Annotated in this window: 23 protein-coding genes and 2 pseudogenes; 15 read left to right on the forward strand and 10 right to left on the reverse strand. The window is 68.4% G+C overall.

All coding sequences use genetic code 11. The features are described from left to right. Positions 1-307: 307 nt before the first annotated feature. Entirely contained in the window at positions 308-463 is a 156-nt protein-coding gene (locus tag KME80_RS29510) for a hypothetical protein (RefSeq protein ID WP_219509649.1), read from the forward strand. A gap of 21 nt (positions 464-484) precedes the next feature. On the opposite strand, the gene KME80_RS29515 is transcribed toward KME80_RS29510, so the two are convergent. Together KME80_RS29515 and KME80_RS53335 are read right to left on the reverse strand one after the other, a co-directional pair. Beyond that, on the reverse strand, positions 485-634 hold the full coding sequence (locus KME80_RS29515; protein ID WP_219509650.1) for a hypothetical protein: 150 nt from the start codon (positions 632-634) through the stop codon (positions 485-487). Between the two features lie 413 nt (positions 635-1,047). Continuing rightward, a pseudogene (locus KME80_RS53335) lies at positions 1,048-1,147 on the reverse strand (IS481 family transposase); the annotation flags it as partial. 73 nt (positions 1,148-1,220) lie between these two features. Between KME80_RS53335 and KME80_RS29520 the strand changes: the two are divergent. Next, positions 1,221-1,628: a transposase gene (locus tag KME80_RS29520; protein WP_246645982.1), complete on the forward strand. Its 408-nt coding sequence runs from the start codon at positions 1,221-1,223 to the stop codon at positions 1,626-1,628. An 818-nt stretch (positions 1,629-2,446) separates the two neighbouring features. Then, entirely contained in the window at positions 2,447-3,217 is a 771-nt protein-coding gene (locus KME80_RS29525; protein WP_219509652.1) for an SDR family oxidoreductase, read from the forward strand. Between the two features lie 106 nt (positions 3,218-3,323). On the opposite strand, the gene KME80_RS29530 is transcribed toward KME80_RS29525, so the two are convergent. Next, entirely contained in the window at positions 3,324-3,578 is a 255-nt protein-coding gene (locus KME80_RS29530) for a hypothetical protein (RefSeq protein ID WP_219509653.1), read from the reverse strand. A 177-nt stretch (positions 3,579-3,755) separates the two neighbouring features. Here KME80_RS29530 and KME80_RS29535 point away from each other — a divergent pair, with 177 nt between their 5' ends. Further along, positions 3,756-4,169: a DUF4345 domain-containing protein gene (locus tag KME80_RS29535; protein ID WP_219509654.1), complete on the forward strand. Its 414-nt coding sequence runs from the start codon at positions 3,756-3,758 to the stop codon at positions 4,167-4,169. On the opposite strand, the gene KME80_RS29540 is transcribed toward KME80_RS29535, so the two are convergent. Next, on the reverse strand, positions 4,162-4,962 hold the full coding sequence (locus tag KME80_RS29540) for a helix-turn-helix domain-containing protein (protein WP_219509655.1): 801 nt from the start codon (positions 4,960-4,962) through the stop codon (positions 4,162-4,164). The two genes, KME80_RS29535 and KME80_RS29540, sit on opposite strands and share 8 nt — an antisense overlap. A gap of 50 nt (positions 4,963-5,012) precedes the next feature. On the opposite strand from KME80_RS29540, the gene KME80_RS29545 reads away from it, so the two are divergent. The 7 genes from KME80_RS29545 (at position 5,013) to KME80_RS29575 (ending at position 12,010) form a co-directional block, all read left to right on the forward strand. After that, on the forward strand, positions 5,013-5,423 hold the full coding sequence (locus KME80_RS29545) for a hypothetical protein (protein ID WP_219509656.1): 411 nt from the start codon (positions 5,013-5,015) through the stop codon (positions 5,421-5,423). 343 nt (positions 5,424-5,766) lie between these two features. Further along, complete coding sequence (locus KME80_RS29550; RefSeq protein WP_219509657.1) at positions 5,767-6,165, forward strand: GNAT family N-acetyltransferase; 399 nt, start codon at positions 5,767-5,769, stop codon at positions 6,163-6,165. A gap of 807 nt (positions 6,166-6,972) precedes the next feature. Further along, positions 6,973-8,271, forward strand: coding sequence for an MFS transporter (locus KME80_RS29555; RefSeq protein ID WP_219509658.1), 1,299 nt, complete (start codon positions 6,973-6,975; stop codon positions 8,269-8,271). A gap of 75 nt (positions 8,272-8,346) precedes the next feature. Next, positions 8,347-9,207 carry a sensor histidine kinase gene (locus KME80_RS29560; protein ID WP_219509659.1) on the forward strand — a complete coding sequence of 287 codons (861 nt, stop codon included), beginning with the start codon at positions 8,347-8,349 and terminating at the stop codon, positions 9,205-9,207. A 74-nt stretch (positions 9,208-9,281) separates the two neighbouring features. After that, complete coding sequence (locus KME80_RS29565; RefSeq protein WP_219509660.1) at positions 9,282-9,854, forward strand: ATP-binding protein; 573 nt, start codon at positions 9,282-9,284, stop codon at positions 9,852-9,854. Next, entirely contained in the window at positions 9,851-10,510 is a 660-nt protein-coding gene (locus KME80_RS29570; RefSeq protein ID WP_219509661.1) for a response regulator, read from the forward strand. The genes KME80_RS29565 and KME80_RS29570 overlap by 4 nt, the downstream gene beginning before the upstream one ends. A gap of 57 nt (positions 10,511-10,567) precedes the next feature. Continuing rightward, positions 10,568-12,010 (forward strand): alpha/beta fold hydrolase, encoded by a 1,443-nt coding sequence (locus KME80_RS29575; protein WP_219509662.1) that lies wholly within the window; start codon positions 10,568-10,570, stop codon positions 12,008-12,010. Between the two features lie 184 nt (positions 12,011-12,194). On the opposite strand, the gene KME80_RS29580 is transcribed toward KME80_RS29575, so the two are convergent. Both KME80_RS29580 and dacB read right to left on the reverse strand, forming a co-directional pair. After that, positions 12,195-13,382 (reverse strand): serine hydrolase domain-containing protein, encoded by a 1,188-nt coding sequence (locus KME80_RS29580; protein WP_219509663.1) that lies wholly within the window; start codon positions 13,380-13,382, stop codon positions 12,195-12,197. Further along, the gene (dacB, locus tag KME80_RS29585) at positions 13,379-14,962 is read right to left on the reverse strand and encodes a D-alanyl-D-alanine carboxypeptidase/D-alanyl-D-alanine endopeptidase (protein ID WP_219509672.1); all 1,584 of its coding nucleotides are present in this window, start codon (positions 14,960-14,962) and stop codon (positions 13,379-13,381) included. The genes KME80_RS29580 and dacB overlap by 4 nt, the downstream gene beginning before the upstream one ends. Positions 14,963-15,337: 375 nt before the next feature. Here dacB and KME80_RS29590 point away from each other — a divergent pair, with 375 nt between their 5' ends. The 3 genes from KME80_RS29590 to KME80_RS53340 all read left to right on the forward strand — a co-directional run bounded on the left by KME80_RS29590 (position 15,338) and on the right by KME80_RS53340 (position 18,310). Next, positions 15,338-16,486, forward strand: a complete 1,149-nt coding sequence (locus KME80_RS29590; RefSeq protein ID WP_219509676.1) for a serine hydrolase domain-containing protein — start codon at positions 15,338-15,340, stop codon at positions 16,484-16,486. Between the two features lie 451 nt (positions 16,487-16,937). Next, positions 16,938-17,078 carry a hypothetical protein gene (locus KME80_RS29595; protein ID WP_219509677.1) on the forward strand — a complete coding sequence of 47 codons (141 nt, stop codon included), beginning with the start codon at positions 16,938-16,940 and terminating at the stop codon, positions 17,076-17,078. Beyond that, positions 17,078-18,310 (forward strand): tyrosine-type recombinase/integrase, encoded by a 1,233-nt coding sequence (locus KME80_RS53340; RefSeq protein ID WP_372455400.1) that lies wholly within the window; start codon positions 17,078-17,080, stop codon positions 18,308-18,310. Before KME80_RS29595 ends, KME80_RS53340 begins: the two co-directional genes overlap by 1 nt. A gap of 3 nt (positions 18,311-18,313) precedes the next feature. Here the strand turns inward: KME80_RS53340 and KME80_RS29605 are convergent, their stop codons facing one another. From KME80_RS29605 to KME80_RS29615, 3 genes are all read right to left on the reverse strand, one after another. Next, positions 18,314-18,466, reverse strand: a complete 153-nt coding sequence (locus tag KME80_RS29605; protein WP_219509680.1) for a hypothetical protein — start codon at positions 18,464-18,466, stop codon at positions 18,314-18,316. Positions 18,467-18,492: 26 nt separating this feature from the next. Continuing rightward, positions 18,493-19,938, reverse strand: a complete 1,446-nt coding sequence (pdxR, locus tag KME80_RS29610) for a MocR-like pyridoxine biosynthesis transcription factor PdxR (protein WP_219509681.1) — start codon at positions 19,936-19,938, stop codon at positions 18,493-18,495. Between the two features lie 357 nt (positions 19,939-20,295). After that, positions 20,296-20,481 (reverse strand): hypothetical protein, encoded by a 186-nt coding sequence (locus KME80_RS29615; protein WP_219509682.1) that lies wholly within the window; start codon positions 20,479-20,481, stop codon positions 20,296-20,298. 187 nt (positions 20,482-20,668) lie between these two features. Here KME80_RS29615 and KME80_RS29620 point away from each other — a divergent pair. Then, positions 20,669-20,785 (forward strand): annotated as a pseudogene (locus tag KME80_RS29620) (carotenoid oxygenase family protein); the annotation flags it as partial. A 485-nt stretch (positions 20,786-21,270) separates the two neighbouring features. On the opposite strand, the gene KME80_RS29625 reads toward KME80_RS29620, so the two are convergent. Beyond that, entirely contained in the window at positions 21,271-22,566 is a 1,296-nt protein-coding gene (locus KME80_RS29625; protein WP_219509683.1) for a transcriptional regulator, read from the reverse strand. Positions 22,567-23,107 lie beyond the last annotated feature (541 nt).

Below are 23,107 nucleotides of genomic sequence, written 5' to 3' on the forward strand. Positions count from 1 at the left end.
CCCGGCAGGTCCCCGATGCGCTGGCCGTGGTAGCCGCTCAGGTACTCGGCGCCGATGGGCGACAACACGAACAACCCGGCCACCGGCGCCAGGCGACGCCACAGGGAGGTCTTGGACACTGCTGTGGTTGGATGCACGTCCCTGAACGTAAGCTCACGGGCACGGTCTGTGCATCCGGCCATGGTCTATGGTCGCGAGACCAAGGACTGCCACCCAGCCGTCCTCAAGGCTGGTGCTGGGCGATGTTGATCATCCAGGTGATACCGGGGCGGCCGTCACGGCGGGCGCCCGAAGGTGGTCGACGGCGATGTGGCCGCCTACGCCCGCAGTCTGCGGGCCAACGGTCTGCCCCTCCCCCGAGACCGCCCGCAAGCTGGTCGTCACCTTGGGCAAGAACCAGGGCAAGCGGCCCTCGGTCGCCACCGTCTATCGCATCCTTGCCGAGGATGAGCAGATGGGCTGAGGGGTCACCTGGACTCCAAGATCATCTCATTGTCCCTTGGCGCGTATCCGGGTCACACCCCGTGTAGCCGGGCACATCACAGCCGGCCAGCGCGGTCAGATAGTCGCGATCGTGTGACAGCTCGTCCACGGCATTCGCGACGAAGTCCAGGATGTGCTGCTCCGGTGTCACCAGGACGGCTCCCTAACGCGCCCCGGCCAGCCGGAGGTCGTCCAGCACGCCGGAAGAGATGCGACAGTTGCCGAACGGTTGCCTGTTGGTGCGCCTGACGGGGATCGCCTGATACAGGTCACGTGCCCGTCGCTGTGGCGGGCCGTCCTGCGGCACGCGTAGCGCCACTACCAGGCGGCGCTCGTCCTCATCCTGCGGCAGCAGCCAGATCGGCGGGCAGCGCCCGGCCAGCTTGACGGCGAGCGCAGATTGAACAGCGCGGCGCCGCAGCTGATAGGCACCGACCTACCACACGGATCGGTGACCGGTAGCCAGCGATCCAGTCCGCGAATAATTCGAAGACGTCCTCTTCCGGTGCGGCGAATCGCCACGGCTTCGTGTTGTGCACGAGGGTGCCTGCGCCGCGGCGACGGCTAGGTGTACTGACCTGAGAGGTCAGGTACGCGGGTGGCCGTCCAGTGCGGTGTGGCCGCGGTGGTGATGGGAGGTGTGCAGCCACTGTGGGAGTGCTTGGCGGGCAAGCGGAGTGACTACGTTTGCAAGTGGCGGGCGCTGCCCGCCGACTTCCCGCCCTGGCCCACCATCTATGGATTCTTCGCCCGCTGGGCCCGCCACCAGCGTGCTCAGCCACGCCAACACCGCGCTGCGCGAGCATCTCCGGGTCAACGCCGGCCGTTGTCGCGCCGCGGTGGCGGTCGTGGTCGACTCCCAATCGGTCAAGCCCGCCGAGACCGCCGCCAAACTCACCCGCGGCTACGACGCGGCCAAGAAGATCAACGGCCGCAAGCGGCATCTGGTCGTCGACACCCGCGGTCTGCTGATGATGGTCATGGTCACCCCCGCCAACCTGTCCGACCGCAACACCGCCCGCGACCTGCTGGTGAGACTGCGCCTGCTGCGTCCGCAGCTCACCCTGATCTGGGCCGGCTTCGCCTGCTCCGGCGCCCTGGTCGAATGGGCCAGACACGTTTTACGCCTGACCTCAAGACCGTGAACCGGCCGCCCGGGGCAGAAGGGCTTCATCGTCCTGCCACACCGCTGGGCCGTCGAACGCACCTCGCGTGGATCATGCGCGCCCGGCGCAACTGCCGCGACTACGAACGCCTGGCCCGCCACGCCGAAGCGCACATCCTCTGGACCTCGATCCCCCTCATGACCCGACGCCTCGCCCGCAAGCGGCCCCACCGTCACCATGCTCCCGGCCGCCGCAGCGTGACGCGCAGCCGTCACCAACGCCCTCACCCGCCGCCTTGATGTGACGGCTACGCGTCACGATCGCCAGCCGGGTCCCCGGCTTCGCTGCCGCGCCGCGACCACCAGGCCCTCGTCCGGCACCGCGCCGAGCAATGGACCGCGTCCGCCCGGCGCTTCACCCCCACCCACACCACCACGCCACATCCCGGGCACCGCGTCCGCGCCGCGATCCTCGCCTGCCGCGTCGACAGCGACTCCAACAGCACCTCAGCCCCGGCGGAGATGACCACGGCCGCCAGCACCTCACGACGCACAACTCGCTCACGCAACCGACGCGCCTTCGACCGGCACGCATCCGAGCAATACCGCCGCCGTCCCGACGCCTCCGCCGCCAGCCGAGCCCGACACACCACGCACCGCCGCCCAGCGCCCACAAATGGAAATGTCCCCCTACTTCCACACGCCCTACCCGGCAGCCTGCACCTGGATTACGCCGGGCCCCCTTGCTGAACAGGCTCCGAACTGTCAGTGGGTTGTCACTGTGTTGTCAGCGCGCTTGGCCATGCTTCACGCCATGAAGCACGAGCACGTGACGGACGTGAAGAAGGGCAGGAAGCAGTGACTCTCAACAGCAGGACGGCGCTGGTGACAGGGGCTTCGCGGGGCATCGGCCGGGCCATCGCGCGGCGCTTGGCGGCCGACGGCGCGCTGGTGATCGTGCATTACGGGTCCAACGAGACAGCCGCCCAAGAAACCGTCTCCCTGATCGAGAAAGCCGGCGGCAACGCCTTCGCCATACGGGCGGAGCTGGGTGTTCCCGCAGACGTGGACACGCTGTTCGCGGGGATGGAAGCCGGGCTGCGCAAACGGACAGGGAAGGTGCGGCTGGACATCCTGGTCAACAACGCCGCCACCGGCGCGCCGGGGACGATCGAGTCGATCACGCCCGAAGCCTTCGACCAGGTGTTCGCCGTCAACACCAAGGCGCCGTTGTTCATCGCTCAGCGAGCGCTTCCTCTGATGAACGACGGCGGTCGCATCATCAACGTGTCTTCGGCGGCGACCCGGATCGCACTACCGGAACTGGCCTACGCCATGAGCAAGGCAGCCGTGAACGTCCTCGGCCGCACCCTGGCCAACGCGGTGGGAGTCCGCGGCATCACCGTGAACACCGTCACCCCAGGCCCCACCGAGACCGACGCCAACCCATGGATGCGCGGCAACCCTCAAGCCCAGAAGATGGTCGCAAGCAGCAACGCAATCCCCCGGGTCGGCCAGCCCGAGGACATCGCCGACGTGGTCGGCTTCCTGGCCTCTGACGCGGGCCGCTGGGTCACCGGGCAGGTCATCGACGCCTCCGGCGGTTGCTTCCTCGGCCCGCACATGTAGTGACCGACAGCAAGATCCAGCTCGGGCTCAAAGACAGGCACTAAGAGCGCCGGGACTGTCTAGATAACGGCGTTTCTCGATCTTGATTCGTATCGGGTGATCGGGGTCAGGCGGCGGCCATCTTCCGAGAATCAGGCGACCGGCACAGCGAAGGCGAGGCGATGAACAACCTGAGGATCGCGCTCGCGAGGAATGGTCGATGGATCAAGGCAAGGAAGGTCTTCGTTCGGGTCCAGAAGCTGCTGAGCGCGTTCGAGGATTGAGTACCGTGTCCCGGACCCTCGACTGCGGAAAGCTTGATCAGGAAGCGATTGGGTGTCCGCTGCGCCCGCAGGATCGACGGTGGCGCGCGTTCGAGCACGCGGTAGACGGTGGCGCGCCCGACGAAGAGAAGACAGACACCCTTGTATGTGCGGCAGGCGCCTACAGGCCTCCGACGCAGGGTGGCTGCTGGTAGGCGGGGAGCGCGGGTCATGCCCGTCCTGGCTACCGGTTATGGCGGCAGGTTCGTGGAAGCGCGACGCGAAGCGTCGAAGGCATGCTGGGCAGCCTCGTCAGCAGTCGTCAGATTCCAGGGGTTGTCGTGCAGGCTGTGTCGATCATCGTGGTGGCGCTCTTCTTCCTTGGGATGGGAACGTACGGCCTGTTCGCACCCGCCGCGCTGATCAGACCCTTCGGGATGGTTGCCGACTCGGCGCAGGCGCGCAGCGAAATCCGGGCGGTATATGGCGGTTTCGGTATAGCCGTCGGCGGACTGCTGCTGACGGCACTCGCCGACCTGGGCGGCACGCGCACGGGGGTGGTCGTCACCACCGCCGTATGCCTGCTGGGCATGGCCGTCGGACGGCTGGTGGGACGGGCGGTGGAGCGGCCCGCGGGGTTCTATCCCGTCTGGTGCTACTTCTGGGTGGAGATCATCGCCGCGGGCGCGTTGCTGGCGAGCCTCAGGTGATGACCTCCAGCGATGGCTCCAGGCAGTGGATCGTCAGGTCCTGGGAGAACAGGCCGCTGGGCGTGAGGCCGAACATCGAGTGGAACGCGGTGCTCAGATGGGACGGGCTGGCGAACGAGCCATCGGCCGCCGCCCGGGTGAGGTTGTGGCCAGCCGCCAGCGCCCGTGCGGCCCGGTGCATCTGGGCCCACAACCGCAGACGCCGGTAGGAGGTACCGGTGCCGTCCCTGAACAGCCGGAGGAAACGCGACTCCGACAATCCCAGCTCGGCCGCCAGCAGCGCGGCAGGCAGCGGCCGGTCGGCGTCGACGAGCCGCCGGGTCGCGGCCATGATCCTCGGATCGGGGCGCGAGGCGCCGGCGCGGCCGGTGGCCTGAGCGACCCAGGCGGTGACCTGCGAGAGGGCGGTGTCTTGGGACAAGCGCGCCGCCTTGGAGACCAGGCTCTCCTCCTGCCAGTGCCCGGTCAGGATCTCCCCCTCGTCGGCACTGAAACAGGTGCGGCACGCCCGGTCGTCCGCCGAGCCGGGGTCGAGGTAGAGAAACACCATGCGCTCGCCGGATGCCATGAGCCGGTGGCGTACCCGAGGGGCCACGAGCGCGGTGCGCGCCCGCAGCTCGCCACCGAGCGCCGGCTGAACTCTGAAGGGCGCGTCCACGCCCACGGCCAGGCACCCGACCGCGCCGGAGTGCGGTCCCAGCCGCAGGGACGGGCCTGCGTACAGGGCGCGGCCCGGCCACAACCACACCGTGGCCCCGCCGCCGGAGCGACGGGTTCGTGAAAGCGCTGGCATCAGGGTCTCCTGCAGGCTGAACGGAAAGCCGAGAACGTGTAAAGGAGGATATGGTGCGCTCTGCCGCCCGTATCGCGGGGAGTCTGCTGCTGGCCGCCGTGGGCCTGCTCAACCTCGCACCGGGAATCATCGCGCTGGCCCCGTCTCAGCTCGCCACCGCCTACGGAGTCGTCGATGCCGACGTGACCACGACGCTGCTGCTGCGCCATCGCGCGGTGATGCTGGCCTTGCTCGGTAGCGCCCTGGTGGCTGCGGCCGCCGTGCCGCGGTGGCGCAAGCCGGTGCTGGTCGTCGCCATGATCGGCAAGACGTCCTTCATCACGCTGGTGGCGACGACCACAGGCGCGCACCCGGAACTGACTACAGTCGCTCGCGCCGACGTGGCCGCACTGGCCGTGTTGGCGGTAGCCGCCCTCCTCACCCGCGTCCGCCCCGGGCCCCGTCCGCCGACCGGCGCGTGAACGCATTGCTCGGGCGGCCAGATGCGCCGGGGCACCGTCAACACCGCTCTCATCCTCCCCTTCCAGGACGGCGGCACCGACGGCGTCGACGCCAGGACAACAATGATCACAAAGCAGATGTGCGGGAGAGCAGGCTCTACACTCCTCCGCTACGGCATCCTGCTCGGCCTACCACGTTCCGCCACCACCGACAGCGGGCCAGAGCCGAAAACCGTACGATCTACGCATTTCGGCGGTCGTGTCACTTTGCCCGAGACCAATTCTTATTCGCCCGTACCAGGCGTCGGATGAGGCATCGGTTATCGACCTGTGATCGCGTGCGCGAAGCTCGTCCATCCCTCCCTTGTCGAAGGGGAAGTCGAAGGCGAACGGGGCACAGAAGCCTTGCGAGGTCTACCTCGTCGTGGCGGACAACTGGGTGGCCGAGATGTCGGGTGCCGTTGTGGGACTGCTCGGCATGCTGAAAGCCGAGATCGGCGGCTTGTTCGTGGGTCCCGAAGCGCAGGGGCGAGGCGTCAGCCGGGCGCTGGTGGAGCACGCCGCAGCTCTTCACGGCGAGGTGACGCTCGAGGTGTACGAAGACAACACACGGGCTCGTCACTTCTACGACCTCATGGGTTGCGTAGAGCGCGGTCGCCGGGCAGACGAGGATACCGGCCACACTCTGATCTTGATGCTCCGTCCCACCGTGAGGGCGCCGGCCTTGAGGGCCTCGCGAAACAGGGTCATGAGCGCTCACTGACGCCCTGCAGAGACGCAAGGCCGGTGGGCGGCTTCGGACTACTCGACAGGCGCGAGCACGGCCATCCGGCAAGCCGTGCATTGGGGCAACATCCCATCACCGGATGCCTGCACATCGTCATGAGCCCGGCGGAGACGGCCAAGTGCCTGCTCCCCGGTCCGGTGCGCGGATCCAGGAAGCCGACGGAGGCCTGTCCGCACGAGGCAGGACCCCAGTCGGGCACCCAACCGATCGCTAGGTAGAGTTCGGTGGTCGCCAAGGCATCGAATCGTTGGGGGAGAATCAAGGTTGAGCGGTCGTGACCAGCAGGCCGCTACGGCGTCGAACGGCGGCTGGACGTATGCGGCTACCGTGGGCATCCCTGGCAGAGATCCTGCGGGGATGGAGCTGAAGAAAGCCCGCATCTCCTGGCCAGGGCTTGCACCCACACGTGAGGCACCGCCGGCTCCGCTCTCGGCAACCATGACAGCCAGACGCCTGCCACGCGGACGAAGCCACCCCCTGGGGAATCTGCCGAGTGACACCTGGCCCCTGATCACTCCGCACCCGTGAGCTGGGGAAGCAGCGGGGCGGATGAACGACTGCGGCAGACCCAGGGTTCCTCTCCTCCGCTGTCAGGGAGCGGCCGCCGCGGTGCAACCTCTGCCGGCGAAGTCGGCCACGCCGCAGGTATGGCTCGACCGGCAGGGCGTCCCAGACGTCTGTCTCTGCCCGTACGGCTCGGTCGGGCTGACCCGCCATGACCACGACGAAAGCTCAGCCCTGCGCCTTGTAGGAAACCATGTCCATACGAGCGGAGAAGACCATATGACCACGAGCACCCGCTGGCGGCGAAACGTTGCCCTGTTCCTGACCGGGCAAACGGTGTCGTTGCTCGGTTCGATGATTGTGCAGTACGCGGTGATGTGGTGGGTGACGCTGCAGACCCGTTCCGGGCTCGCGGTGGCTCTCTATGCGGTGGCCGCGTTTCTGCCTCAAGGCTTGGTGTCGATCTTTGGGGGTGTGCTCGCCGACCGCATGAACCGGCGGGTGCTGGTCATGGCCGCCGACGCCGCCATCGTCGTGGCGACGCTGGCGCTCGCGCTGCTGATGGCCAACGGTGTGGACGATCTGTGGATCGTCTTGCTGGCCGTGGCGGTCCGGTCGCTGGGAGCCGGCGTCCAGACTCCCGCCGTGCAGGCGATGATCCCGCAGATCGTGCCTGGCGAGCAGCTCATGCGCGTCAACGGGATCTTCCAGACCATCCAATCAGCGATGGCTCTGCTCGCACCCGCGGCCGCTGGCGCGATCTTCGCCGCCTTCGGACTCGTCCCGGTCTTCTTCCTGGATGCAGTCACCGCGGCGATCGGGATCGGCCTGCTCGCCCTGGTCGCCGTCCCGACCCTGGAGCGGGTGGCAGACTCCAAGGCCTCCTATCGGCAGGACCTCACCGAGGGGATGCGTTACATCCGCAGCCACCCGATCGTGCGCTGGCTGCTCATCGTGTACGCGATCATCTTCGTGCTCACGGTGGCGCCCTCGTTCGTCACGCCGCTGATGGTGGCCCGCACCTTCGGCAACGAGGAGTGGATGCTGGCGGCGCTGGAGGTCGCGGCCAGCTTGGGAATGATCCTGGGCGGCATCCTGATGTCCACTGTGCTGGCCAGGCGCAGCCGGATTGGGCTGATTCTCGTGGCCGTCTACGGCTTCGGGCTTGTCACCGTGGCGCTCGGGCTCAGCGGCAACCTGTGGGTCTTCTACGGCTTCATGTTCGTGTTCGGACTGCTGGTGCCGCCGTTCTCCACGCCCTTCATGACGCTGATCCAGGAGAGCGTCGAACCGGCCATGCACGGGCGGGTGTTCAGTTACGTCGGCATCGTGATGGCCTTGGCGACCCCGATCGGCATGACGGTCTTCGGTCCGCTGGCCGACGTGGTCAGCGTGCAGGCGCTGCTCATCGCCGCTGGGCTGGCCTCCATTGTCGTGATCACGATGGCCATCCGCGTGCCCTCCGGCCGGGCCACTATCGCCGCCGCCCGTGCCCACACCGCCCATGAACCTGATGCCGAGGCTCTCCCCGGCGAGGGAACCGTCACACCGCCACCCGAACATGATCGATCCGCTTGAGCCAGCATCCGGCCGGACGCGCTCGATTGCCACCCCGGTCCGGGAGGCACCGGGACCGGCCCCTTGAATGTGGTCATGCTGATTGTCGTGATTCTGCTGGTCGTTGTACTGGCGGAGACCGTCACCTGGCTGGCATGGCCATCCATGATCACCATGGGGGATCCGGGGATGCTGGCGGCCGCATGCGCGCTCGCCGTCGCGCTGCTGCTCGTCCGGCGGCGGTGGCCCGCGCTCGCGCTGGTCGCGGCGGCGCTGCTGTTCGGGCGTTTCCTGGAGACCGGGGTGGTACTTGCCGTCATCGCCTACGGCACCGCCCGGGCCTCGACCCGGCCGGTGGTCTGGGTCCTGGCCGGGATCGCTCCGCTTTCCGTTGCTCTGCTCCTCGCCCCTCAGACGGCCAGGCACCAGGTCGCCGTCGTCATGGTGACGACCTCACTCATCTGCCTGGCCGTACCGGCGCTGCTGGGGCTGGTGCTGATTCAGCGGGAGAGGCTGGTGAGCGCGCTGCAGGAACGCAACACCGTGCTGGAGCACGCCCAGGAGCTGACCTCCTCGCGCGCCCGGCTGCTGGAGCGTTCCCGTATCGCCCAGGAGATGCATGACCTGATCGGCCACCGTCTCAGCCTCATCTGTCTTTATGCCGGAGGGCTGGAGCTCAGTGCCGCTCCCCCGCTGGCCGAGCGGGCCCAGCTGGTGCGTGAGGCGGCGACGACAGCGATGAACGAATTGCGTGCCGTGCTGAGAGTGCTGCGGAGCGGCTGCGGCGAGCTGACGGGCAAGCCCACCGAGATCACCGGCACCCGCACCGACATGGAGCGACTGGTCGAGGAGTCACGAGCGGCGGGCGCCCGGGTGGACCTGACCTGGTCCGGCCAGGACACCGGACCAGACCATGAGGCCGTACGCGCTGCGGCGCACCGGCTGGTGCGAGCCTGACGAACCTGCATCGACACGCGCCCGGAGCCGCCTGCCGAGTCGACGTGCGGAACGGGCCCGGCGAACTGGTCGTGATGGTGGAGAACGGCATCACCCGCAGCAGCACGACGGAGGGATCCGGGAGCGGACTGGCGGGGCTCGGAGAGCGGGTGCGGCTGCTGGGAGGCTCCTTCTCGTCCGGGCGCATGCCTGACGGCTCGTTCCAGGTCAAGGCCACGCTTCCCTGGCAGCCCGCACCACCCCCCATTTCGTCCAACAGCGTGGCAGATGACGCGCCCCCTGCTCGTCCTGTCTCTGGCCAGATGGCACGGTTGCCAATGGCGCTGGTGCAAGCAGCCGGGCTGGCAACCGTGGTCGGACTGATGGGCGCCGCACTGACCTTCCTGCCCTTGCCGTCGCGCGCCGCCATGATCGACATCGGGATGGCCGACGGCGCGCTGCGCCGTGCGCTGGGAGTTTCAGAACCGATCGCGGAACTGGCCGTGGCCGCGCACGAGCCTCCCCGCCCTGAGGGCAGCCGCTGCTGGTACTTCTACGCCGGCTACGACATCACCGCCGACCCCGTCCGCGTGGTCCGTTACTGTCTGGTCGGCGAGCGGATCGCCGACAAACGGCTCATCACCGTGCACATGGGCCGAGAAAGATGAGGGCCACGCCGATCCGCGTCCTGATCGCCGACGACGAGAGCCTGCTGCGCACCGGAGTGCGCCTCATCCTGGAACACGCTGACGACCTCGTAGTGGTCGCCGAGGCCGCTGACGGAGCCGAAGCTGTCGCAGCGGCCGTCGAACATCGGGCCGACGTGGCTCTCCTGGACATCCGCATGCCCGGCGTCGACGGTCTGGCCGCTGTCGCCGAACTGTCCCGGATCGCTCCCGCCGTCAAGTCTCTCGTGCTGACCACGTTCGGTGAGTACGAGAACCTCGCCACCGCGCTGCAAGCCGGCGCAGCCGGGTTCCTGCTCAAAGACACCGGGCCGCAGGAGCTCATCCAAGCCGTCCGCACCGTTGCCGGCGGGCACGCCGTCCTCGCCCCTCAGCTCACCCGGCACATCCTCGACCGCTACGTGCGCACCGGGGACCGGCGGGCGAGCGAGCTGATCAGCAGCCTTTCCCAGCGGGAACGGGACGTGCTCGTCCTCGTCGGCGCCGGCCTGTCCAACGCCGAGATCGCCCGCGACCTGTTCATGGGCGAGGGCACGGTCAAGACCCACATCAGCCGCATCCTCGCCAAACTGCGATGCAGCAACCGCGTCCAGGCCGCGATCCTCGCCCACGACGCCGGAATCCTGTCCGATCGTTGACACGCGCGACCCGATCGGGAGATACCGCGCCGCCGAACGCTTGTCCACGCTGGACGCATGTTCAAGCTTCTTGCCGGCGTGCTGAGCGCGTCCGTGACCGGACTCGGGCTGCTCGCCCCGCTGCCTGCCAGCGCGGCACCCGCGTGGTGCCCTGTCGTGCCCGGCCACACCGTCTCGTGCGGCACCCTCGACCGGCCCCTGCTGTCGAGCCGCCCCGACCTGGGCACCACCCCTGTCGGCTATGCCCTGGTACGGCGTGCCCGCATCACCCAGCCCGCCGCCGGCACCGTGATGGTCAACCCCGGCGGGCCGGGTGCCAGCACGATCGCCATGGCCCCGCTGTTCACCGCAGCCCTGGCTTCCCTGTTGCCCGACCACGACCTGCTGCTCATCGACACCCGGGGCACCGGCCGGTCCGGCCCCATCACCTGCGGGACCGGCCAGCCCTACGGCCGCGCTTCGGCCGACGCCGTGGCCGCCTGCGCCGCGGCGCTCGGCCCGGCAGCAGCCGCCTACACCAGCGCAACCATCGCCGACGACTTCGAGGCCGTGCGCGCCAAGCTCAGCATCGGGAAGGTCTCCCTGTACGGACTGTCCTACGGCTCCTACCTGATGTCCATCTACGCTCAGCGCCACCCTGCGGCTGTGCGTTCGATCGTCTTGTCCGGTGGCCTGGCGATCAGCCATGACCCGCTCTGGCGAGACAGCGCCCACACCACATCAGCCACCCTGCGCCGGGTATGCGCCCGTAGCGCGGCCTGCGACGGCGATGCTGCAGTGCGCGATCTCTCCGCCACTGCCAAGCGCCTGCGCGCCCGACCGATTACCGTTACCGCCGACGGCAGGAGCATCGCCTTCGGCGAGACGGAACTGGCCATCATGGCCGGCAGCGGAGCTTCCTCCATGGCCGGCGCGCAGCCCCAGGCCGTCCCGCTGCTGGGCAAGCTGCCCCGCGCCTTGCACGAGTCCGCCCGCGGCAATCACGCCCGGCTCAAGGAACTCGCAGCGTCGGTGTTCCTCCCGCCCGCCGCCGACGCCGCCCTCCATATCGCCGTGATGTGCAACGATTTCCCGCGTCCATGGGCGGTGCAGGCATCGGCCGCCGAACGCGAGCGGCAGTTCACGCGGGCCTTCCGTAAGGCGCGCGGCCGGTTCGGCGCGTTCAGCCCCCTCGGCTACGGCGCCGCGACCATGACTTCTGCCTGCTTGAAGTGGCCGGCCCACCAGCCTCACACCTCGACCGGGAGATTTCCTGATGTGCCGGTCCTCGGAGTCGCCGCCGACCTCGACGCCACCACCACCGTGCACTCCACCCGGCAGGCCGCCCGTCAGTACCGCAGTGCCTCATTCCTCAGGGTGCCCAATATGGGGCACGTGGCCGAGTACGATCCCAGCGGCTGTGTCACCGGCATCACCGCCGACTTCATCCGGCACGGCAGACTCGGTGACACCTCTTGCCTGGCAGGCATGCCACCGGTAAAAGCAGAGCCGGTCCCGTAGAGGATCTGAGTCGCATGCCTGGCAGAGGCGCTCCGGCGACCCGCACCCGAGCGCCTCTGGGCGCCGACTCCCCGCGTGCGAGCGGAGGAGTCGGCGCCGATGCCAGTCCGTACAGCAGCGGGGCCGACCCCTGTGGGCAGATGCCGCCTGCTGCGCCCTGACTTCTGATGCCCGTCGCAGGACGTCAAGCCATTCTGGTGATCAGTTGACGCTGCATCTCGACGATGGAGGTGTTGGGCGTGTCGTAGTTGCCGAGCACGATCGCTACCCACCCCAGCTCAGGGTAGATGTCCAGGCGGTTGCGAGCGCCCGGGCCGCTGCCGGAGTGTCCGACGACCCGCTGACCGTTGACCATCCCGACTTGGAACCCGTAGCCATAGGACAAGGAGTCGTAAGTGAGGCCCTGATACTCCTTGGCTCCCAATGTGACCTTGCCGGTGGTGATCAGCTTGACGGAGCGGCGGTCGAGCAGCGTGCCGTCCTGCAACGCGCAAGCATATGCCAGCAGGTCGTCCGCCGTGCAGTAGGCGCCCCGATCCGGCGTGCCGACGTAGGGGAATGTGGCCTGCGCGCTGGCATTGGCCCGCCCGCCGGAGCGCTGGGTGGCGTACGGGTTGGCGATGTCGGCGGCGGCATGCACGTGGGGTCTGGTGAAGAAGCCGGACCGAGTCATCCGGGCGGGGGCGAAGATGTGGTCGCGGATGTAGTCGTAGTAACTCTTGCCCGATACCGCGGCCACGATCTCGCCCAGGATGAAGTAGCCGTCGTTGCTGTAGCTGAAGCCGCTGCCGGGAGTGAACTCCGGCTCCAAGCCACGCACGGTCTCAGCGCGCAGGTCCCACACCTGCCGGGCCGAGTGCGTTTGCGGCAGCGGGCCAGTGCCGGTGGGCGGCGTGCCCACGCCGGAGGTGTGGCTGAGCAGCTGAGCGATGGTGACCTTGGCGGCCTTGCTCCGGTATCCGTCCAGGTGCTTGTCCAGTGTGTCGTGGTAGGACAGCTTGCCGCGGCGGGCCAGCTGCGCGATCGCCACTGCGGTGCACGTCTTGGTCACCGAGGCCAGGTCGAAGCGGGTACGCGGCCCGTTGCGGACATCAGGATCCTTCTCGGCCATGCCGTACCAGCGGCGCAGCACCGGCCTGCCACGGTATGCCAGCAGTACGCCGCCGGAGAACTGATCCTGAGCGGCCTGGCCTGCCACGTACCGGTCGAACTCCCCGTCTGGCCGCAGATCCTTCGGCACCCGAGGGCTGGCGTGCGCGGGTGTTGCGGAGACCAGCATGCCGGCGCCGGCCAGTGCGGCTCCGCCCATCCATCCCAGCACGATTCTGCGGGACGGCGCCTCATCCGGTGCGATGCGGTGGTTCAGGTTCATGACAACTCCTCATAGACAACGGCGGCGATCTCACCCAGGACATCCCCGGCGGCGTACTGCCAGGTGAAAGGTGCCTCAGGTTTCTCCACGAACTCGGCGAAACCCAGCCAGCGGCCACCGGGCAGCCGGATGTATCCGGCTAGGCCCTTGGACAGGACGGGCTTGCCGGTGGCGGGGTTCATCGTGCCTGCGGTGCCGGTCTTGGCGAACACATGACCGGCGGCGGACGCGTCGGGCTGGACTTCCTGCAGGCTTCCGTCTCGGCCCAATATGGGTAGCGCGTGTACGAACGGGGAGAAGTAGCGCCGCCGTGAGACGTACTCCAGGAAGGCGACGAAGAAGTCGGGGGTGTACAGCCCTCGTGCCTGGTCGGGCAGGTCGCCCCGCAGCCCGGCCTTGCGCAGCAGTTCGGCTTGGAGTTGCTCGCCCCGCCGTTCCGGATGCTCGGTGTCGCCTTCGGCGATCCCGCCCGTCAGGTAGGGGAAATGCAGGGTGTGTACGTTCGAGCTCACCTTCAGCATGGGTTTGACCTGCTCTGACATCGGCGGTGACACGTACTCGGCCAGCAGGTGCCGCGCCTTGCCGGGCCTGCTCCGGCCTGCCTCGGCGGTGATCCCTGCGTCGGCGAGCGCCATGGCGAAGGCCATCTCGGCGAAGCGCGCCGGTCCGCGAACGTGGTACGGGACGAAGCGTTGCCGCGTGGTCACCGGGATGTCGCCCGTCAGCCGCACCCGCCGCGTGCCGTCGGCCGCGGCCACGTCGTCGACGAAGCGTAGCGGACGGGCCGTGGCACCCTCGGCGACAGTGACCACCTCGTTGGTGATGCGTACGTAGCCCACATCGGGCGACAGGCGCAGTCCTGCCGTCGCGCCGGCCCGCGGGCCGGGCGTCACGGTCACGTCGACGACGTTGTCGTTGAGCATCATCGGGGTGACCGGGATGTGGATGCCGTTGTCGAACAGATCCTCTTCACCCTCGCGGAACAGGGAGGCGTCCACGCGTATCCGGCCCTCGACGCGGCGCACCCCCCGGGCTTTGACCCGTCTGGCGAGATCCTTCAGGGTTCTCAGCGGGTCGCCGGGCAGCGGATTGCCTTCGCTGAAGGTGTGGTCCAGGTCAGGCAGGGCCAGGCTGCCATCGCGCTGGATGCGGCCGCCCATCAGCAGATCCCCGCTTGCCACCACGATGAGGTCGCCCTTGACCACGCCCTTGATGATCGGGCCGGTGCGGAAGATCCGCGTACGGAAACGGTGGCCGGCCCCGAAGGCGGAGAATACGGTCGCTCCAGGGAAGATCTTGTACGTGGACCCGGGGATGAACAACTGATCACTGTTCAACGCGAACACGGCTTTGTCCGATCCCAGCGGGCGGAACGTCAGGCCCCACCGGCAGCCCTGAAAGTCCGCCCGCCCCATGATTTCCCTGATTCGGGTTTCCAGCCGCGCGGTGCCGCCCGTCCCGACATGGGCCGCTCCCGGAGCGGCGAGCACCCCGCCTGTCACGAAAGGTGCCGCTGCAAGCACCCCCAGAACGGATCTTCTTGACCAACGCGACGACGAGGCCGCTTGATGTTCCATCATGAGAGGCCAGCGAACACCAGCCGGTGTTTCCTCACGGTTTCCACCGTCAGCGCGTTCGCTGCACCAGCTGCCGACGCAACCGCACTGATGGTCCCCCGGGCGTTCCCTCCCTGGGCAGCATCGCGTTCCCAGCGCTGACCTGAGCAGCCGACCATGACGGCACTCCATCAGCACAGCGGAAGCCAACCGCGCCAAGGAGCTCAAGGGAGCTGAGCTGCCGGCAGGAGGGTCGGTCCGAACGCAACCACGGCAGCTGCCCCCGCGCTGACTGGTCATTTCTCACTAATGGCACGCGGGTGGACGGAAACGGTGCGGAAACATGCCGTGGAGTTGGATCGCTCCCACACCCCGTTGTGATCAACCGAGGAGTTGTCTATGTCGTATCGAAGTCTGCTGACTGCCTGCGCCGCCGTAGCCGTCTTTGCTGCTACCCTTCCGCAGCCGGTGACCGCGGCCACGGCGAGCACCGCCGGGCGGAAGACACAGGTCCAGAAAGCGATGGAGGACCTGGCCATGATGCCCGGAGTCGTTGGGGCGATCGGCGGCGTGTACGTCGACGGCAAACCTGCGGGCCAGGGCTCCGCAGGATCCCGGCTCCTCGACGGAAAGGGCGGGGCAATCCCGGCGAACGCCCGCTACCGGATCGGCTCTCAGACCAAGGAGATGGTGGCAACGGTACTGCTCCAACTGGTCGACAAGGGCCTGCTGAGCCTCGATGACAAGCTCGGTGACCTGCTCCCGGAACTGGTCGACAAGGACCTGGTGGAACGCGCCAACGAAATCACCGTCCACCAATTGCTCCGGCACACCTCCGGCATCCCTGACTGGTACACCGACAGAACTGCGGGCGGCCGGGCGAAACCGCTGGTCGATGTTTTCGACTTCACGACCCACTATCGCCCGATCGATCTCGTCACGATCTCCCGGGCGCGGGCACGCACCAACGAGCCAGGAGAAAAGTTCTCTTACTCCAACACCAACTACACCCTCATTGAAATGATCATCCAGAAGGTGACCGGACATCCGCTGGCCACCGAACTTCACCAGCGCATCTTCGGCCCGCTCAAGATGACGAAGACCTATCTGGCCACCAAGCCCGGCGACGGCATCAAGGGGCCGCATGGCCACGGCTACTATCCCGACGGCCAGGGCAAGCTGCGCGACGTCGACCGGTTCAACGGCAGCTACGGCGCGGGCGCCGGCGGTGTTATCTCCACCACGCAGGACCTAAGCGCGTTCAAGCGCGCCCTCGCCCAGGGCGAACTGCTGCCACCGCACCTGCGCCGCGTGATGACCGACCCCTTGCCAGGTCAGACAGGCGGACAGGCCGGCGGACTGTGCGGAGGTAAGCTCAAGGGCGGCGCGAGTGGCGGCTCCATCGCCGGCTACAACACCATGACCTATGCCTCGCACGACGGCCGCGTCCAGTTCGCCATGTCGGTCACCCTGAGCATCCGTGACACCGTCAGCACCAGTCCGGCCCTTATCAAGTCCATCGAAAGCGTACTCTGCCCCGTCACCTGACACCTCTTCTGGCGGAACGTGACAGGCCTCCCCTGCGACCAGGCGGGTCGGTTTTACGACTGTTTGTTGTCCATGGCCAGCCAACCTGCCTGGATGACGAAGGCTCCCGGGCCCTCAATCCAGTTTCCCGGGAGGCCTTCACGTATGTCACCCCTTGCAGCCGCGCATATGAACGCGCGAGCATATGATCCACCCCGACCCCTACCAGCCAGGCTGGGATAGCTCGTCGAGTACCCAGTGGATCATCCAAACAGCGGCGGCAGCCCACACCAACAGGCATATCAGGAGCATCAGGCATGTCCTCCGACTTGACTCCATAACGCCACCGTAGGGGTGGGGTGTCGTGCCATCCGTGCAAGGCCTGATGGAATTTGTGCCGTGTCGGCTGCCGACGCAGGGACGGCCGGGCCGCTGGTGGCCGACGTCGGGCACCGTCGCTGAGCTGCTCGACATGACGCCACGGGCAGCCCGCCGCGTCCTGCTCACCCTCATCGACCAGGGCCTGGCCTGGCAGCTCCCGCCCGTGCGCTGGACCGGCCCCGGCCGGCCGCGCCAGACCTACCGCCTGCTGGTCGAGCAGCTCCACGCCTGATGATCAGAGGGATTACCTGCGGTCCGAAATTGCCGACGCCGGGTCCGACTGCTCGGTGCTCAGCGAATTCCGCGATCGCCTGTCGGGTGTCCGCTGGGCGACCAGAACGCACCGGGTTCTCCTCGGCATCGACGGCGGCTGCGCCAGCCCCGGCCGGTTCGCCCCGCCGGACTGGCACGGGCAAGGTTCCGTCCGGTGCCACACTGCCCGCTTCCGGCTCGAGCCCGCGCTCGCCAAGGCGCTCACCGTGGCCACCCGGCCCTCAGCAAGCCGGGCGTGCTCTGGAACGAGCTGTTCCGCCCTGTCACGGCGGGTGCCGAGCCAGCCGGGCACGTAAGCATCGGGCATCCCCGCGCCTTCGCCGTCCGTCAACACCTGGACCCAGCTCGACGCCTTCCAGCTTCGACCGGTGGCGGCAGCAGGCCGTGCTGCGCCGGGCCGCCCGCGCCGCAGGCTTGGACGTGGCGAAGCTGACCCTGCACATGCTGCACGCCACCGCCGCCACCGCCGCCACCCTGCTCCGGGCCGCGGGCGTCGCCGTCGAGGACGTCCAGGAACTGCTCGGGCACGCCTCTTCGGTCACCACCCAGCGCTACGACCGCGGGCAGAGCGCACTGGACGGCCACGCCGCCTATCGGCTCACCGACCTGCTCACCGCACAGCCCCCCAATCGGCCCCGGCGACGCCACAAAGCCCTCCGCCGAGACCCCGCCGAAGTCACGGCGACGAGCGAGGAGGAGGATGCCACCGTGCACGCTCGCCGACCTCGCCCCCGGCGCCACCGGGGAACACAACCGCTGGCAGGAAACGCCGCAAGGCCACCGACCCCACGCGGCGACAACCGCCAGCCACCCCCCACCCCAACCCGACGAACGCACTATCCGCGATCCACCCGCCAGCCACGTAATCGACTGGTCACATTTTGCAATTCTGGTCGTGGATACGACCAGATCGGCCCCAGGAGACGCGACACATCCGCCCCGTCCGCGCCGGACTCTCGCCGGCCAACCCTGCCCACGCGGCCGACATCATCATCATCGACGGTTCACCCAGACGGTGAAGGAATCGGACGGCACCGCAGTCACCTGCCCGACCAATCAGGCCCTGCTCGGCCGCTCCCACTCCGGCGACGGCCTGATCCTCATCGACGGACAACAAGTCATGGTGGGCCCACGACCTGGAGCAACTCCCAGCGCGAGAGCAACTCCTTCGCCGCCTCGACTGGCGGGTGACGTTCAGGCGTCTGGCGGCAGTTCCGGGGATAGGTGGCGTTTGTCCAGCTTGCCTCCGGCAACGATCACATCGGCGCCGGAATGGCAGGTGAGCGCCTGCGCGGCTTCACGGCCGACCGTGCCATAACCACCCAGGACGAGAATATTTGTAGTCACGCTACAAATATGTTTTCGTAGTATGACTACAGTCGATCTCTCTGGGGCGGCGGGACGAGCTGCCGGCGGTCGCACAGAGCCTCGATGAGGGCGTTGAGCGCGGGGCCGAAGGCATGGTCGGCCGGAGTCCCGTACCCGATCAGAATGCCCAGCGGGGACTCCTCCGGTCGGTGGTAGAAGGCCGAGAGACCCTCCACGTGAACGTCACGTGCGACGAGATGAGCGAGCAGCGCCCCCTCCTGATCCGCTACCGGGGGAAAGCGCAGGACGGCGTGCAACCCGGCGGCGACGCCCGACAGTCGTACGTGCGGCAGGTGCCGGGCGACGGCCTGGCCGAGGAGGTCGCGGCGACGGCGGTAGCGGGTCCTGCAGCGGCGTACGTGGCGGTCCAGTTCGCCGTTCTCGATGAGGTGGGCGAGGATGAGCTGATCGATGACGTTGACGTACGACTCGTCCCAGCGGGTGCTCTCGTGCAGGATGGTGAGCAGATCATCAGGCAGGGCGAGCCAGGCCAGACGCAGGCCGGGGGCCATGGTCTTGCTGGTGGTTCCCGCGTAGACGACCCGTTCGGGCGCCATGCCCTGCAGCGCGCCGATGGGCTGCCGGTCGTAGCGGAACTCGCCGTCGTAGTCGTCCTCCACGATGAACCCGCCGGTTCTCCTGGCCCAGGACACGAGCTCCAGCCGCCGGGCGGGGCTCAGCGTGATCCCGAGCGGATACTGATGGGCGGGCGTGACGACAGCGACCGCCTCGTTCGTGAGCGCCTCGACGAGCATCCCTTCCCCGTCGACGGGAATGTGGTGCGCCCGGTGTCCCAGTTGTGCGACGAGCGCAGGGTAGTCTGGCTCGGTCGGATCTTCGAAGGCGATCGTGCCGGGGGCGGCGGCGCGGTGCCGGAGCAGTCGGCACACCAGTCGCAGCGCGTGCGCGTAACCGGCGCAGATCACGATGTGAGCTGGAGTGGTCACCACGCCGCGGGTCCGGCCGAGGTACTCCACCAACGCGTGGCGGAGTTCGGCGGCACCCGCCCGGTCGCGGTAGCCGAGGGCGGCGTTGGGGGCCGTCTGCATGACCTGCCGCGTGGCCGCCAGCCATGCGCGTCGCGGGAATGCCGCCAGGTCGGGGAAGCCGGATCGCAGGTCGATGCCTCGCAGAGGCGGCAACGTGGGTTGCGGCGACGGTTTGATCTTCGCGGGCGGGGCGGCGGGCTGGGGGGCCACGCGGATGCCCGACCTCGGTCTGGACTCCAGGTACCCCTCGGCGACGAGCTGCTCCAGCGCCTGGGTGACGGTGCCGCGGGCGACCCCGAGATCACCGGCGAGGGCACGGGACGAGGGAAGGCGTGTTCCGGCGGGAAGTCGGCCGCTTCGTACGGCGTCACGCAGAGCGTGCTCGATCCCGGCCCTCAGCCCTCCATGACGGCGCAGGTGAAGGTGGAGATCCAACCCCCACCTGGCCCACTGATTCTCCATGGAACTGGACTATAGCTCCGGGCCAGATGCTCCCTACCGTCGAAGGATGAGACACCTTGCCGCCGTCATCGGGCTCACCGAACTCCTCCTAGGACGGGCTCCGGCGAACGACGCGCCCGTGGAACGGGCGGACGACAGACTGTGGGGCATCGCACGGTGGGCTGCGCGCACGGCCCACCCCACGGACCCGGCCCAGCCCCGTGAACGCCGACAGGTGGGCACGACTCAGCCGCCCGCCGCCTGATCAGTCACGGCGGACGCACCCGGACGCAGAACGATCCGACCGGCCACGGCCGCCAGGATCACTCCCGACACGGCTGCGCCCGCTGCCGTGACGAAAGCGACGGCGCCCAGCCCCTAACCGGCCCACATGAAGGTGCTAAGCCAGGCAAAGACCTCGGTGCGGTAGCGGCCTGGCTCGGTCGCCAGCTCGACGGCGCCGCACAGGATCGCGAGCGTCGCGAACCTCGACGCCCAGCCCGCGCCGACGAGGACGACGGCCTCGACCAGGGAGAAGAGGACGAGCAGGCGACCTGCGGCCACTGGCCAGGCCGGGCGCCGTAGCCGAAGGTGCCCAGGAAGGCGCCCGCCGACAACAGGCCCATCAAGACACCCGCCGAGGCGGCCGCGCCGAAGGCGCTGGCCGAGGCGACCGTGGCGATGCGCAGGCAGCCGAAGACGAAGGTGCCCGTGGCGGCGATGGACAGCAGCAGAACACCCCGAGCGCGGCGCCTCCGACCTGCTGATCCTGCCCGCGCAGGACTTCACCGGACCGCCCGTGGCCCGCGTCCACCTGCCCGCACGCGTACCGCTCGGCTTCCACGGCAACTGGATCCCGGACGCCTGAAAGCACGCGTTACGCGCGGCATGAAATGCCACAGTCGCTCACCTGCCTATCCGGAGCGCCGCCGGGGCCTGTCGGCGGCCTCGACGCAGACGCGTTTGGCAGTGCTCAAGAATGCCGAGAGGCAGGTGGACAGCGGCCGCGCCTGTAGGCCATGTCAGGCGGGCTGCGGCTCGACGGCATCGACGCATCATCACCCGGCAAGCCAAGGAGAACCGATGATCAAAGTAGTACGCGCCACCGAACCAGGAGACACCACCGCTGGCCATAGCCGAGGTCTTCGTCGACGGGTTCGGCCCCGCCTTCTCCTACTTCTCCAAAGACCCCGCGAAGTTCGCCGGCGCTCTGGAGCAGGCGCGAGGTGGATGCCGTCGCCGTGCATGCGCTGGGCGCGATGAGGCTAGATGTCACGATCGCGCAATTCGCTGAGCACCGAGCAGTCGGACCCGGCGTCGGCTATTTCGGACCGCAGGTAATCCCTCTGATCATCAGGCGTGGAGCTGCTCGACCAGCAGGCGGTAGGTCTGGCGCGGCCGGCCGGGGCCGGTCGAGCGCACGGGCGGGAGCTGCCAGGCCAGGCCCTGGTCGATGAGGTTGAGCAGGACGCGGCGGGCTGCCCGTGGCGTCATGTCGAGCAGCTCAGCGACGGTGCCCGCGTCGACCACGAGCGGCCCTGCCGTCCCTGCGTCGGCGGCCCGGGCCAGCTTGGCCAGGGTGGCCAGCGCCTTGTCCCGCTTGTCCTTCCTTTGCACCTGGCGGGCATCCAGCCGACCAGAGCGGAGCAGCGCGCTTCGCGGCGGCCAGGCGCCCGGCCGGGTCAGCGCCTTGCGCGCGTTGCTCTCGGCCTCCTGAGCGGTGCTGCCTAGGCCGATGCCGATCTCGATCTCCAGTCCGAGTTCTTGGCGCACCCGGCGGACGAATGGCTGTTCGGCGAGGTCGGTGGTGGCCGCCATCAGCGCCCCGTAGGTCGCGATCACGTAGAAGCCCTGCTCGCCGTCGGGTAGCACGGTCGCGCCCATCCGCCTGGCCTCCTGAAGCAGCACTGTGTGGGCTGCCAGCCGAAGCTCGTTGCGGCCGGGCCCGGCCGGGGTGCCGGACGGCAACTTCACGATGCCGACGACGATCTGCGCCTCCTCCAGCCGGCTGCCGATGCCGAGCAGCGCGGCGGTGCGCACGGCCTGACGGATCGTAGCGGAGGTCGGACGCATCAGCTGGACCGGTACTCCCTCGGCGGCCAGGCGCTGGGCCACGGTGCGGACGCTGGTCAGCGCCAGCGAGGTGGCGCCACTGCGGAACTGCTCACGGTGGAAGGCGAGGAACTCGGCCGGCGAGCCGGGGTCGCGATACTCGTAGACGCGCACCCCGTCGATGGGCAGCCGGACGTCGGCGTAGGCCTCACGCACCTCTCGCTCGGGCACTGAGTCGATACTCACCCGGCCCACGTCGGCACCGAGTTCGAGCTTGGCGCGCAGCAGGGTGCCGAAAAGGGCGGAACCCGACAGCGGAATCGACGTGGATGGCAGGTCGAGAACGCCGGATTCCTGGGCGAGATCGTGGGGCAGGGGGCCGGCGAAAAGGCAGGCGTCGAGGTCGTTCTGGACTCTTTGGAGCACCTGTGGAATCGCGTGCTCGTCGGCGTAGGAAATGCCGGCCAGCTCGAAATCCAGCACCCCGGCCGCGGCCATTTCCGCGCCGACCTGGAGAATACGCTCGATCAGGTCGTCGGGTGCGACGACCCCCACCACGGGCCTGCGCGGTGTGGTCTCCTCGCTGAGCGTCGCCAACGATTCTCCGCTCCTCCCCCCTCTGATCGGCCGCCAAGTGTAGCCCCCTGGCGTCACGTCGGCACGAATTCGGCGTGCGCCTTTGCAAACCCCTCGGTGATGGCGTCGGCGTCGAAATCGGTGTATGCCTCATTCCACGCCGCCACCAGCCAGGTACGTTCGATGAGCCGCTCGGCCTTCGGACATGATCCGACCGGGTAATGTCATTCCTCTCGCGCGGGCGGCACGGTGAGCGGTAATGCGGAAGCGCCGTAGAGATCGGGCTCTGCCGTCACAGGATATCGGTAGGCGGGCATGCCGAGGTATCCGGCGGAGACCGGGACGCCTTCAGCGCCGGGCGTTTCCGCCTGATCTGACCGGACGCGCGGCCAGACGACTCCCGGTCGACCCGCGGCAGGAGACCGCCGATCTGCCCGGCGGGGTGATGATCCCATCGGCGGTGGCGCGCAGGTGGATGCCGTCGAGCGCGGTGCGCACAGCCGGCTGCTTCGGTCGGCCAGGCAGCGGAAGGTACCCACGGGTGTGCCACCGTGGAGCGCAA

Origin of the sequence: Nonomuraea ceibae (assembly GCF_019396325.1) — a bacterium.
Lineage (GTDB): Bacteria > Actinomycetota > Actinomycetes > Streptosporangiales > Streptosporangiaceae > Nonomuraea > Nonomuraea ceibae.